Origin of the sequence: Streptococcus sp. HMSC072D07 (assembly GCF_001814835.1) — a bacterium.
In the GTDB taxonomy this organism is placed as follows: Bacteria; Bacillota; Bacilli; order Lactobacillales; family Streptococcaceae; genus Streptococcus.
In genome coordinates this window covers 95,963-109,970 of the sequence record NZ_KV818053.1, presented here as the reverse complement: position 1 = coordinate 109,970, position 14,008 = coordinate 95,963, and the positions used below count along the sequence as shown (strand labels likewise).

Annotated in this window: 8 protein-coding genes; 6 read left to right on the top strand and 2 right to left on the bottom strand. The window is 40.9% G+C overall.

Translation table 11 applies throughout. The features are described from left to right. Together HMPREF2991_RS11160 and HMPREF2991_RS04380 are read left to right on the top strand one after the other, a co-directional pair. The coding region (locus HMPREF2991_RS11160; RefSeq protein ID WP_257371865.1) for a Spy0128 family protein at positions 1–1,683 on the top strand (1,683 nt) is incomplete at its 5' end. A 453-nt stretch (positions 1,684–2,136) separates the two neighbouring features. Beyond that, positions 2,137–4,242, top strand: coding sequence for an ATP-dependent Clp protease ATP-binding subunit (locus HMPREF2991_RS04380; RefSeq protein ID WP_070683587.1), 2,106 nt, complete (start codon positions 2,137–2,139; stop codon positions 4,240–4,242). Between the two features lie 59 nt (positions 4,243–4,301). Here HMPREF2991_RS04380 and HMPREF2991_RS04375 read toward each other — a convergent pair whose 3' ends face one another. Then, entirely contained in the window at positions 4,302–4,784 is a 483-nt protein-coding gene (locus tag HMPREF2991_RS04375) for an S-ribosylhomocysteine lyase (protein ID WP_000032544.1), read from the bottom strand. Positions 4,785–4,878: 94 nt separating this feature from the next. Further along, positions 4,879–6,363, bottom strand: a complete 1,485-nt coding sequence (locus HMPREF2991_RS04370; protein WP_070683585.1) for a DUF1846 domain-containing protein — start codon at positions 6,361–6,363, stop codon at positions 4,879–4,881. A 152-nt stretch (positions 6,364–6,515) separates the two neighbouring features. On the opposite strand from HMPREF2991_RS04370, the gene HMPREF2991_RS04365 reads away from it, so the two are divergent. The 4 genes from HMPREF2991_RS04365 (at position 6,516) to HMPREF2991_RS04350 (ending at position 14,008) form a co-directional block, all read left to right on the top strand. Then, positions 6,516–8,126 (top strand): glycoside hydrolase family 13 protein, encoded by a 1,611-nt coding sequence (locus HMPREF2991_RS04365; protein WP_070683583.1) that lies wholly within the window; start codon positions 6,516–6,518, stop codon positions 8,124–8,126. 169 nt (positions 8,127–8,295) lie between these two features. Then, the gene (locus HMPREF2991_RS04360; RefSeq protein WP_070567290.1) at positions 8,296–10,263 is read left to right on the top strand and encodes a peptide ABC transporter substrate-binding protein; all 1,968 of its coding nucleotides are present in this window, start codon (positions 8,296–8,298) and stop codon (positions 10,261–10,263) included. 146 nt (positions 10,264–10,409) lie between these two features. Then, the gene (locus HMPREF2991_RS04355) at positions 10,410–12,371 is read left to right on the top strand and encodes a peptide ABC transporter substrate-binding protein (protein WP_080976151.1); all 1,962 of its coding nucleotides are present in this window, start codon (positions 10,410–10,412) and stop codon (positions 12,369–12,371) included. 191 nt (positions 12,372–12,562) lie between these two features. After that, positions 12,563–14,008, top strand: a complete 1,446-nt coding sequence (locus HMPREF2991_RS04350) for an LCP family glycopolymer transferase CpsA (RefSeq protein WP_049489812.1) — start codon at positions 12,563–12,565, stop codon at positions 14,006–14,008.

The window sequence follows — 14,008 nt, the reverse complement described above, 5'->3', positions numbered from 1 at the left end:
GCAGCTGTTACAGGTAACAACCCAACCTTCACAAACACATATAAAGCAGCTCCAGCTAAAATTGCTATTGAAGCTAAAAAAGTTTTGAATGGTAAAGAGCTGGAGATAGATGAGTTTGAGTTTGAACTGAAAGAGGGTGACAAGGTTGTTGCGACAGCAAAGAATACTGCTGGCGGATTGATTCGTTTTTCTGAAATTAGCTATTCAACAGCAGGAGTATATAACTACACTATTACAGAAAAGGTTGGCAATAAACTTGGTGTAACTTATGATAAAACAGAACATCCAGCAACTGTAGAAGTGAAAGATAATGGCGAAGGTCAACTTGTCGCGACAGTTACAAGTGAAACACCAGTTTTCGTTAATGACTATAAAGCGGAACCTGCACAGGCTACAATCAAAGCTAAGAAAGTCTTGAAAGGTAAAGCGCTTGAAGCTGATGCTTACACATTTGAACTGAAAGAAGGTTCAGACCTTGTAGCTACGGCTAAGAATACTGCCTCAGGAGAAGTTGTCTTCAACGTCACTTTCTCAGCAGCAGGCGATTACGTTTACACTATTACTGAAAAAGCTGGTGACGATAAAACAATCACTTATGATCAAAATGCGTATGAAGTGTTCGTCACTGTTGCGGATGATGGTAAAGGCCAATTGGTTGCGACTGTAGAAGATGCGGATACAGAACGTGTCTTCACAAACACTTATACAGCACCAGCTCCAACAGCTACATCGGCAACACTTGAATTTACGAAAGAATTGACTGGTCGTACTTTGGTTGATGGTGAGTTCCAATTTGAATTGTACAAAGATGGACAAAAAATTGATACAAAAACAAACCAAGGTGGAAAAGTAACATTTAATGCAATCAACTATGATGCAGAAGGTGAGTATACTTATACTGTAAAAGAAGTGAATGCTGGAGCAACTGGTATTACTTATGATACAGAAAAGACTGCGGTGGTAAAAGTAACCAAAGATGCAGCAACCAACGCTTTGAAGGCAGCTGTTGAATATCCAGCAGGTAGTGTCTTCAAGAATAGCTTCAAAGCACCAGCGGTAGAAGCTACGATTGAAGCAACTAAGAAACTTGAAGGTAAAGAACTTGCGGCTGATGCTTATACTTTCGAATTGAAAGAGAAAGGCGCCGTTGTAGCTACAGCTAAGAATACTGCCGAAGGTAAAGTAGACTTTGTTCGTTCATTCGAAGAAGCAGGTACTCATACTTATACCTTGGTTGAAAAAGTTGGTACTGAAGAGGGTATTGAATACGATAAGACTGAGCATACCGTAACAGTCACTGTAGTTGCGGATGATCAAGGTCTCTTGACTGCAAAGGTTTCGTATGCCGATGGTAAAGAAGTTGTATTTACAAATAAATACACTGTTCCAACACCAACACCAGAACCAAATCCAAATCCAGCTCCAAATAATCCAGGAACAACGCCAGATCCAGCACCAACACCAGATCCAACGCCAAATAATCCAGGAACAAATCCAACTCCAGGAACAGAACCAACTGATCCAGGACAAAAAGAGGATCCAAAACCAACACCTCCAGCTACGGAGACTAAAGGTAAAGCTGAACTTCCAAACACAGGGGAAGCAACCTCTATCCTTTCTGCGCTTGGATTTGTAGTCTTGGCATTGAGCGGATTGGTATTCTTCGTAAAACGCAAAGCTTAAGCTTTTGTAGAAGAAACATGAAACTTGGTAAGTGAGAATATTTCTTCTCTCTTAAACTTGATAGAGAAAGTCTCTAGAAAATTCGTTTTCTAGGGGCTTTTTTTGTACTTCAAAAAATTTTTTTAAAAAATAGTCAAATTTGGTCAAAAAACTATTGACTTTTACTGACTAATGTGATATAGTAGGAACATAAGGAAAATGAATTCCTTAGAAAACTTCATTTTCAATGATTCTATTTATTGAAAATGTATGATAGATACCCTAGAAAGGGGTGGGGCCTATGTTAAATCTAACAGATTTTGAAAAGAAGATGATAAAAGGCTTATTTAAGAAAGAAAAACCAGAAATTATACGTAGGGTAGCTAGTTAGCTAGTCTAAAATTTTTAAAACAAAGGTCAAAGATAGTCAATATCAGAGATCGCAAATAATTAAGAATAAACGAGGTAAAGAATATGAACAACAACTTTAATAACTTTAACAACATGGATGATTTATTTAACCAATTGATGGGTGGTATGCGAGGATATAGTTCTGAAAATCGTCGCTACTTGATTAATGGACGTGAAGTGACACCTGAGGAATTTGCTCAGTATCGTGCAACTGGTCAATTGCCAGGAAATGCAGAATCTGATGTGCAAATGCAACAACAGGCTTCAGGTATGAAACAAGACGGTGTCCTTGCTAAACTAGGTCGTAACTTGACCGCAGAAGCTCGTGAGGGCAAGCTGGATCCTGTTATCGGACGAAACAAGGAAATTCAAGAAACATCTGAAATCCTCTCACGTCGTACGAAAAATAATCCTGTTCTAGTCGGAGATGCAGGTGTTGGTAAGACAGCCGTTGTCGAAGGCCTAGCACAAGCGATTGTGAACGGAGATGTTCCAGCTGCCATCAAGAACAAGGAAATTATTTCTATTGATATCTCAGGTCTTGAGGCTGGTACTCAATACCGTGGCAGCTTTGAAGAAAACGTTCAAAATCTAGTCAATGAAGTGAAAGAAGCAGGGAATATTATCCTCTTCTTTGATGAAATTCACCAAATCCTTGGTGCTGGTTCAATCGGTGGAGACAGTGGTTCTAAAGGTCTTGCAGATATTCTCAAGCCAGCTCTCTCTCGTGGTGAATTGACCGTTATTGGAGCGACAACTCAAGACGAATACCGTAATACCATCTTGAAAAATGCAGCTCTTGCTCGTCGTTTCAACGAAGTGAAGGTCAATGCTCCTTCAGCAGAGGATACCTTTAAAATTCTTCAAGGAATTCGTGACCTCTATCAACAACACCACAATGTCATCTTGCCAGACGAAGTCTTGAAAGCAGCAGTGGATTATTCTATCCAATACATTCCTCAACGCAGCTTGCCAGATAAGGCTATCGACCTTGTCGATGTAACGGCAGCTCACTTGGCAGCTCAACATCCTGTAACAGATGTTCATGCTGTTGAACGGGAGATTGAGGCAGAAAAAGACAAGCAAGAAAAAGCAGTTGAAGCAGAAGACTTTGAAGCAGCTCTCAATGCTAAAACTCGCATTGCAGAATTAGAGAAAAAAGTCGAAAACCACACAGAAGACATGAAAGTGACTGCCACTGTCAATGATGTGGCCGAGTCCGTAGAGCGTATGACTGGTATCCCAGTTTCTCAAATGGGGGCATCTGATATCGAACGCCTAAAAGATATGGCTCATCGTTTGGAACACAAGGTTATCGGCCAAGATAAGGCAGTAGAAGCAGTGGCTCGTGCTATTCGTCGTAACCGTGCTGGTTTTGATGAAGGCAATCGCCCAATCGGTAGCTTCCTCTTTGTAGGTCCAACTGGGGTTGGTAAGACCGAGCTCGCTAAGCAATTGGCACTGGATATGTTTGGAACTAAGGATGCTATCATTCGTTTGGATATGTCTGAATACAGTGACCGCACAGCTGTATCTAAGTTAATCGGTACAACAGCAGGTTATGTGGGTTATGATGACAATAGCAATACTTTGACAGAACGTGTTCGTCGTAATCCTTACTCTATCATTCTCTTGGACGAAATTGAAAAGGCGGATCCTCAAGTAATCACCCTTCTCCTTCAGGTCTTGGATGACGGTCGTTTGACTGATGGTCAAGGAAATACAGTGAACTTCAAGAACACGGTCATTATCGCGACATCAAATGCTGGATTTGGCTATGAAGCTAACTTGACAGAAGATGCAGATAAACCAGAATTAATGGATCGTTTGAAACCATACTTCCGTCCAGAATTCCTTAACCGCTTTAACGCAGTTATCGAGTTCTCACACTTGAATAAGGAAGACCTTTCTAAGATTGTGGACTTGATGTTGGCTGAAGTCAACCAAACCTTGGCTAAGAAAGACATTGATTTGGAAGTCAGCCAAGCAGCTAAGGACTTTATCACAGAAGAAGGCTATGACGAAGTTATGGGTGTTCGTCCTCTCCGTCGCGTGGTTGAACAACAAATTCGTGATAAGGTGACGGACTTCCACTTGGATCATCTAGATGCTAAACATTTGGAAGCAGATATGGAAGATGGCGTTTTGGTTATTCGTGAAAAAGCCTAACTCAAGATTTTGAGAATAAAAAAAGAAGGAACTAGCTAAAAGCTGGTTCCTTTTTGTGTTTAGATGACATGGCGCTCAAAGGCATCATCTGAGATTCCTTGTTCCAGGATGAGTTTTGCCCATTCTTTAGCAGAAAAGAGGCTGTGGTCCTTGTAGTTTCCGCAAGATTCGATGGTTGTTCCAGGGACATCTTCCCAAGTAGTGGTTTCAGCAATTTCCTTGAGCGAATCCTTGATAACAGCTGCAATTTCAGCACTGGTATGGCGACCCCACATAATCATGTGGAAGCCTGTGCGACAACCAAATGGTGAACAGTCAATCATGCCGTCAATTCGGGTACGGATGAGTTTGGCCAAGAGGTGTTCGATAGTGTGAAGCCCAGCAGTAGGGATAGAGTCTTCATTTGGCTGTACCAAGCGAATATCAAAGTTGGAGATGATGTCTCCCTTTGGCCCCGTTTCTTCCCCAATCAAGCGAACATAAGGTGCTTTAACAATGGTGTGGTCAAGTTCAAAACTTTCAACAATAACTTCTTTTGACATGGTAAATCCTTTCAGTTTTCTTCTTTCATTATATCATAAAGACAGCTCTTAAAACAGAGAGAAAACCTCTCCGATGAAGGAGAGGTTTGAGTTTTTATTTGCGATACAAGCGATCGTATTGGTAGTATGGGTCAAAGGTTACGTTGATGCCTAGTTTGCGAAGGACATTCTTGTCTTCATCGGTCAAGATGATGGTAGAGTGGGCTTCGCTACCTTTTAGATTACCCAGTTCCTTCATTGCACGTGCTGCGTCAGGATTTTCCATAGCTGTAATAGCAAGGGCAATGAGAATTTCATTTGAATGCAGACGCGGATTACGGCTACCTAGATGATTGATTTTAAGACCTTGAATTGGTTTGACGACTTCAGGCTCGATTAGTTTAACTTCTTTAGCGATGTCAGCTGATTTTTTAATAGCATTGATCAAGGCAGCAGCTGTAGGACCAAAGAGTTCAGAGTTTTTACCAGTTACGATTTCCCCATTTGGCAATTCGAGAGCTAGGGCAGGGCCGCCAGTTTCTTCAGCCTTTTGGCGTGCAGCGACAGCAACCTGACGGTCTGCAGGTGTGATACCGAGATCGTTCATGAGAAGTTCAATCTTCTTGACAGCAGTTTCTCCGACTTTTTCAGCTTTAAAATCAAGAACGGTTTGATAGTAGCGACGGATGATTTCTTGTTTTGAAGCTTCGATAGCAGCCTCATTATCTGTAATAGCGAAGCCAACCATGTTGACACCCATGTCTGTTGGTGAAGCGTATGGAGATTCACCGAGAATGCGTTCCAACATACGTTTGAGCACTGGGAAAATTTCGATATCACGGTTGTAATTGACAGTGGTTTCTCCGTAGGTTTGGAGATGGAAGGGGTCAATCATATTGACATCGTCAAGGTCCGCAGTTGCAGCCTCGTAGGCCAAATTGACAGGGTGATGAAGGGGAAGATTCCAAACTGGGAAGGTTTCAAACTTAGCGTAACCAGACTTGATGCCATTGAGTTGGTCGTGGTACATGTTGGACATACAAGTTGCCAATTTTCCAGAACCAGGTCCAGGAGCGGTTACGACAATCAAGTTGCGACTGGTTTTGATGTAGTCGTTTTTCCCCATACCTTCTGGAGAAATGATGTGATCCATATCAGTCGGGTATCCTTTGATTGGATAATGAAGATAGGAATCAATCCCGTTTTTATCTAACTGGTTGCGGAAGGCATCTGCAGCGGGTTGGCCAGCGTATTGTGTGATGACAACCGAACCAACAAAAATTCCCAGCTCATTGAATTTGTCAATCAAACGAAGAACTTCTTGGTCATAAGAAATGCCTAGGTCGCCACGCGCTTTAGAATGCTCGATGTTGCTTGCGTTAATGGCAATCACAACCTCAACCTGCTCTTTCAATTCTTGCAAGAGCTTGATTTTATTGTCAGGCTCATAACCGGGAAGGACTCGAGCAGCGTGGAAATCTTCTAACATTTTCCCGCCAAACTCCAAATAGAGCTTGCCGTCAAATTGGTTAATGCGCTCCAAGATATGGTCGCGTTGTAGATTTAAATATTGTTCAGAACTAAAAGCTTGTTTTTTCATTTTTTTACCTCTGACCTCTATTATATAAAAAAAATGGGAGTTAGGAAACTACGGAGCTAAAAAAGAAATCAAAAAGATTAGGCAAACGCTTGCATAAAGTTTGAAAAAGCGCTATCATAGACTATAGATTATTAAAATAATGAGGTAAACAGATGCAAGAAAAATGGTGGCATAATGCCGTAGTCTATCAAGTCTATCCAAAGAGTTTCATGGATAACAACGGAGATGGGATTGGTGATTTGCCAGGAATTACTAGTAAGTTAGACTATCTAGCCAAGTTAGGAATCACAGCAATTTGGCTTTCTCCCGTTTATGACAGTCCTATGGATGACAATGGTTATGATATTGCTGATTATCAAGCGATTGCAGCTATTTTCGGGACTATGGAGGACATGGACCAACTCATCGCAGAAGCTAAGAAGCGTGGCATTCGAATTATCATGGACTTGGTGGTCAATCATACCTCAGATGAACACGCCTGGTTTGTCGAGGCCTGTGAAAATCCTGACAGCCCCGAGCGAGACTACTATATCTGGCGGGATGAGCCCAATGATTTGGAGTCTATCTTTAGTGGGTCTGCTTGGGAATACGATGAAAAATCAGGTCAATACTATCTTCACTTTTTCAGCAAGAAACAGCCTGATCTCAACTGGGAGAATGAAAAACTGCGCCAGAAAATTTACGAGATGATGAACTTCTGGATTGATAAAGGCATTGGCGGTTTCCGTATGGATGTCATTGACATGATTGGGAAAATTCCTGATGGGAAAGTAGTCAATAACGGTCCTATGCTCCATCCCTATCTCAAGGAAATGAATCAGGCGACCTTTGGAGATAAGGATCTCTTGACAGTAGGGGAGACCTGGGGGGCAACGCCAGAGATTGCCAAATTCTACTCTGATCCAAAGGGACAAGAATTGTCTATGGTCTTCCAGTTTGAACACATCTGTCTTCAATATCAAGAAGGGCAACCTAAGTGGCACTACCAAAAAGAGTTAAATGTAGGGAAGTTGAAAGAAATCTTCAACAAATGGCAGACAGAGTTAGGAGTTGAAGACGGCTGGAATTCCCTCTTCTGGAACAATCATGACCTTCCTCGCATCGTCTCTATCTGGGGAAATGAGCAAGAATACCGTGAAAAATCTGCTAAAGCCTTTGCGATTTTGCTTCATCTCATGAGAGGGACGCCTTATATCTATCAGGGTGAAGAGATTGGAATGACCAACTATCCTTTTGAAACACTGGACCAAGTAGAAGATATTGAATCCCTCAACTATGCGCGTGAAGCTCTTGAAAAAGGTGTTCCGCTCGAGGAAATTATGGACAGTATCCGTGTCATCGGACGTGATAATGCCCGTACCCCGATGCAATGGGACGAGAGCAACAACGCTGGCTTCTCAACAGGTCAACCTTGGTTGGCAGTTAATCCAAACTACGAAGAAATCAACGTTCAAGAAGCACTGGCAAATCCAGATTCTATTTTCTATACCTATCAGAAGTTGGTTCAAATCCGTAAGGAGAACAGCTGGCTGATTCGAGCTGATTTTGAATTGCTTGATACAGCTGACAAGATCTTTGCCTATATCCGTAAGGACGGTGACCGTCGTTTCTTAGTTGTGGCTAACTTGTCCAATGAAAACCAAACCTTTTCAGTAGAAGGAAAAATTAAGTCAATCTTGATTGAAAACACTACTGCTAAAGAAGCAGTTGAAAAACAAACCTTAGCACCATGGGATGCCTTCTGTGTGGAACTAACGGATTAAAATAAGTGAACCTCAAGCATTTGATGCTTGGGGTTCTTTTGTTGAAAAATATATAGAAAAACCTTTAAAAAATATTTGTTAGAATTTTCTAAAAAATCTGGCGAAAGTTCTTGCTTTTATGAAAAAATAGGGTATAATGGTGAAAACACTATCTTTAAGGAGATTACTTATGAAATCGAAAAAGTGGCTCTTAGGAGCAGGTGCTGTTTTGAGTGCAGCCCTACTGTTAACTGCTTGTGGGCAAAGTGAAAAGAAAGCGGATGCTCCCAAGACTTTCTCTTATGTCTACGCTATGGATCCATCTTCTTTGGATTATAGTGTGACGAGCAAGAGCTCAACCTCTGACGTTATAGCAAACGTTGTTGATGGTCTTTTGGAAAATGATAAGTATGGGAACTTAATTCCATCACTTGCAGAAGACTGGTCTGTTTCAAAGGATGGTTTGACTTACACCTACAAACTTCGTAAGGGTGTAAAATGGTATACTTCTGATGGAGAAGAATACGCTGAAGTTAAGGCCAAAGACTTTGTTACTGGGCTTAAACATGCTGCTGACGGAAAATCAGATGGTCTTTCTTTGATTCAGGATTCTATCAAAGGTTTGGCAGAGTATGTTAGTGGTGAGAGCAATGATTTCTCTACCGTAGGAGTTAAGGCTGTTGATGATTACACGGTAGAATACACGCTCAACAAACCAGAAAGTTTCTGGAACTCTAAGGTCACAACTGCAACCATGCTGCCAGTTAATGAAGAATTTTTGAATTCTAAAGGGAGCGACTATGGTGCACCAACCCCATCAGGTATCCTATATAATGGTCCTTATTTCTTGAAATCATTGACTTCAAAATCAGTCATCGAATATGAAAAGAATCCAAACTACTGGGATAAGGACAATGTCAAGATTGACAATATTAAACTAACTTTCTACGATGGATCAGACCAAGAATCTTTGATTCGTAGCTTTACACAAGGTGCCTATACAACAGCTCGTCTCTTCCCAACAAGTTCAAATTTTGAGTCAACTAAACAAGAGTACGGAGATAAGATTGTTTACAGTCCACAAGAAGCGACAAGCTACTACCTCACTGTTAACGTAAACCGCCAATCTTATAATAAAACAGCCAAAACAGACGAGGCTCAAAAAACTTCAACGAAAGAAGCTCTTCTCAACAAGAACTTCCGCCAGGCGCTAAACTTTGCCCTTGACCGTCATTCTTATACTGCTCAGTTGAATGGTGAAGAAGGTGCGAACAAGATTATCCGTAACAGCCTAGTGCCTCATGACTACGTTCAAGTGGGTGAAAAAACCTTTGGAGAGTTGGCACAGGCAGAGCTCGTTTCATATGGAGACCAGTGGAAAGATGTAGCCCTTACAGATGGCAAGGATACGATTTACAGTCCTGAAAAAGCTAAGGCAGCCTTTGCTAAAGCCAAGGAAGAATTGCAAGCCAAGGGTGTTACATTCCCAATCCATTTGGATATCCCCGTTGAACAAACAGATGTAATCGCGGTTCAACAAACCAATTCACTCAAGCAGTCAATCGAATCATCACTTGGTACTGAAAATGTCATTGTCGATGTCCTTCAAATGACCGATAATGAAAAGATGAGCATTACGTCTCAAGCCAAGGTGCCATCTCAAAAAGACTATGATTTGAACGGAACTGGTTGGGGACCAGACTATCAAGACCCAGCTACCTACCTAAACATTCTTGATGCCAAGAAGGGTTCTGCCCTTAAACACTTGGGGATTAAGCGCGGACAAGATCCAGAAGTGATGGCTCAAGTTGGACTGGACGAATACAAGAAACTCTTGGATGACGCTGCAGCTGAAACCAGCGACCTTAATAAGCGTTATGAAAAATATGCTAAAGCTCAAGCTTGGGTGTCAGACAGCTCGCTCTTAATCCCAGTTGCTTCTTCAGGTGGTTCTCCAACGGTTAGCCGTACTGTACCATTTACAAAAGCTTACTCTCAAGTCGGAATCAAGGGAGACCCATTTGTATTCAAAGGATTGGAGTTGCAAAATGACGTTGTGACTGCAAAAGAATACGAAGAAGCCTTCAAGAAATGGCAACAAGAAAAAATCGAGACAAATGCCAAATACCAAAAAGAACTTGAAAAACACGTCAAGTAATCTATAAATAGAAAAGGAAGTTGCAGGAAACTGTGCTCCCTTTTTTGTTTTAGACACCAGTTATCATAAAGGCAGTAACTTTACATTTTTGAATAAATTTGATAAAATATGGTTATGTTATAAAAACTGACATAAAGGAGTGAATGATGATCAAACTGAAAAAAAGACTAATCGGGACAGGTCTTGTCTTAGCGACAGGGATTTTGCTCTCTGCATGTGGACAGTCCAACACAGATACTAGCACTTATTCATCAACATTTAGTGCGAATCCAACAACTTTTAACTATCTCCTAGATTATTATGCAGATAACACTGCCGTTATTACCAATCTTGTAGATGGTTTATTAGAAAATGACAGCTATGGGAACCTCGTACCTGCTCTTGCGGAGGATTGGTCTGTTTCATCAGATGGTTTGACCTATACTTACAAGCTTAGAAAAGATGCCAAGTGGTATACGGCTGATGGTGAGGAATATGCTTCAGTCAAAGCTCAGGATTTTGTCGCTGGGATCAAATATGCCGCTGACAACAAGGGGCAAGCCATGGATCTGATCCAAAATTCAATCAAGGGATTGAATGATTATGTGACGGGTGTGACTAATGACTTTTCAACTGTTGGTGTCAAAGCCTTGGATGATTACACAGTCGAGTACACTTTGACTCGACCAGAACCGTATTGGAATTCAAAGACAACCAATAGTATTCTTTTCCCAGTCAACGAAGAGTTCTTGAAATCAAAGGATAAAGATTTTGGTACCTTGACACCAGACAGCATCCTTTATAACGGTCCATATCTGTTAAAAGATTTCACATCAAAATCTTCGATCGAATATGTGAAGAATCCACACTATTATGACCATGATAAAGTAACCATTGAAAAAGTTAAGTTAGCCTACTTTGATGGGTCAGATCAGGAGATGACCATTCGAAACTTTGAAAGTGGTGCTTACTCGATTGCGGGAGTCTATCCAAATAGTTCGAACTATGCTAAGACAAAAGAAAAATACCAAGACAATATCGTCTATAGCTTACAAGACAAGACATCTTGGTACTTTAACTTTAACGTCAACCGCAAAACCTATAATCATACCGCTAAAACAACAGATGAACAAAAGAAATCAGCTCAAACAGCTATCTTAAATAAAAATTTCCGTCAAGCTATCAACTTTGGTATTGATCGAACAGCCTACTCTGCTCAATCTAACGGTGAAGAAGCAGCGAGCAAAACCCTTCGTAATACTCTGGTTCCCCCAACATTTGTCCAGGTGGGAGATAAGACCTTTGGAGAAGTAACAGCTTCTAAGCTTGTGAACTACGGAACTGAGTGGTCAGGTATCAATTTGGCAGACGCTCAAGATGCCTACTTCAACAAGGAAAAGGCCCAAGCAAAACTTGCAGAAGCTAAAAAGGAATTGGAAGCCCAAGGCGTGACTTTCCCAATCCATTTGGATGTCCCTGTTGATCAGACAAATAAAAATGCGGTCTCTGGTATGAATTCGGTTAAACAAACCCTTGAAACAGTACTAGGTTCTGACAATATCGTCATTGATGTTCAACAGCTTTCTACAGATGACTTTGGAAATGTTGCTTTCTTAGCACCAAATCCAGCAGCTCGTGACTACGACCTAAACTTTGATGGTTGGGTTGGTGATTACCAGGATCCATCAACTTATCTAGATCCCTTCAATGCTGAAACTGGCTTCTATCTCAAGATTTTTGGTCTTGATGCCAAGGAAGACCAAGAGCTCATTAAGAGTTTGGGGCTCGATACCTATACACAACTCCTGAAAGAAGCAGATGCTGAGAACAAAGATGTCGCTAAGCGCTATGAAAAATACGCTGAAGCTCAAGCTTGGATGATTGACAATTCTCTAGTCATGTCTGCTATGTCAAATGGCGGTACAGCCTCTGTAACCAAAGTAACTCCGTTTACACGTGCCTACTCCCTAGTAGGTATCAAGGGTGACGGAAATAATTATAAGTACATGAGATTACAAAAAGACCCTGTTACCAAGAAACAATTTGATGAAGCCAAGGCTAAGTGGGAAGAAGAAAGTAAAAAGGCTATCGAAAAGAGCCAGAAAGAGTTTGAAAACCACGTAAAATAAGATCACAGACAAGGTTGCCCCTGAGCGCCTTGTCTTTTTGTGTAGAATGGCATTCGGAACTTTGCTCATATTTTAGAGCAACTTAAGAGAACAAAAGCGAATGAAAACGCTGAAAATAGCAAGGATGGATGGAATTTCCATCATGATTGTGATATAATATTTATAACTATTAACGTGTATAGGGGATTATCATGAGTAGACGTTCAAAGAGAGCTCGTTTAGGGAATGTAAAACGAAATATTAATATAGTTTTATCAACCATTTATTTATTATTGAGTGGTTTTTTGCTGTTCTTAATTTTTAAACATAATATCTTAGCTTTTCGGTACCTCAATATCCTTACTGCGGTTCTTATTTTTATTTCTGCTGTAATTGCAATCCTTCTGATAGTGTATAAAAAAGCCGAGAAGTTTACGGTTTTCTTTTTGACAGTTGCTATCGTAGTTAGCTCGGTTTCTCTCTATGCTTTGCAGCAGTTTGTCGGTTTTACCAATCATATCAATGCGACCTCAAACTACTCAGAGTATTCGATGAGTGTGGTCGTTTTGAAAGATAGTGAAATCAATAATGTGACTCAGTTAGAGAGTGTAACAGGTCCAACTGAAACAGATAATGACAATATCCAAAAGTTGGTGGCGGATATTAAGACGACACAGAGTAAAGACTTGACAGTTGAACAGAGTGCTTCTTATCTAGCAGCTTATAAGAGTCTGCTTTCTGGCGAAACGAAAGCAATTGTCTTAAATAGTGTCTTTGAAAATATCATTGAAGCAGAGTATCCAGATTATGCTTCAAAAATCAAAAAAATCTATACAAAACAATTAACTAAGGATGTTGCGGCACCAAAGGTATCGAAGAATAAAGCTTTCAATATTTATGTGAGTGGTATTGATACCTATGGTCCGATTAGTTCCGTTTCGCGTTCAGATGTGAATATTCTAATGACTGTGAACCGAGATACCAAGAAAATCCTTCTGACTACAACGCCTCGAGATTCCTATGTTCCGATTGCGGATGGGGGGAATAATCAAAAGGATAAATTGACCCACGCTGGTATTTATGGAGTGGACTCGTCGATTCATACCTTGGAAAATCTCTATGGAGTGGATATTAACTATTATGTGCGCTTGAACTTCACTTCTTTCTTGAAATTGATTGACCTTCTAGGTGGTGTTGATGTCTATAATGATCAGGATTTCACTTCTTTACATGGCAAGTATCATTTCCCCGTTGGGAATGTCCATCTAGACTCTGAGCAGGCTCTTGGTTTTGTTCGTGAGCGCTACTCTCTAGCAGATGGAGATCGTGACCGTGGTCGAAACCAACAAAAGGTTATTGTAGCTGTTATTCAGAAATTAACTTCAACCGAAGCTTTGAAGAACTATGACAATATCATCCAAGGATTGCAAGATTCTCTTCAGACCAATATGCCTTTGGAAACCATGATGGATCTGGTTAATACTCAATTGGAGAGTGGTGGGAACTACAAAGTCAACTCTCAAGACTTGAAGGGAACTGGACGCACGGATCTTCCTTCATACGCTATGCCTGATAGCAACCTCTACATGATGGAAATTGATGAAAGTAGCTTGGCCGCTGTCAAAGCTGCTATCAATGATGTGATGGAGGGCAAGTAG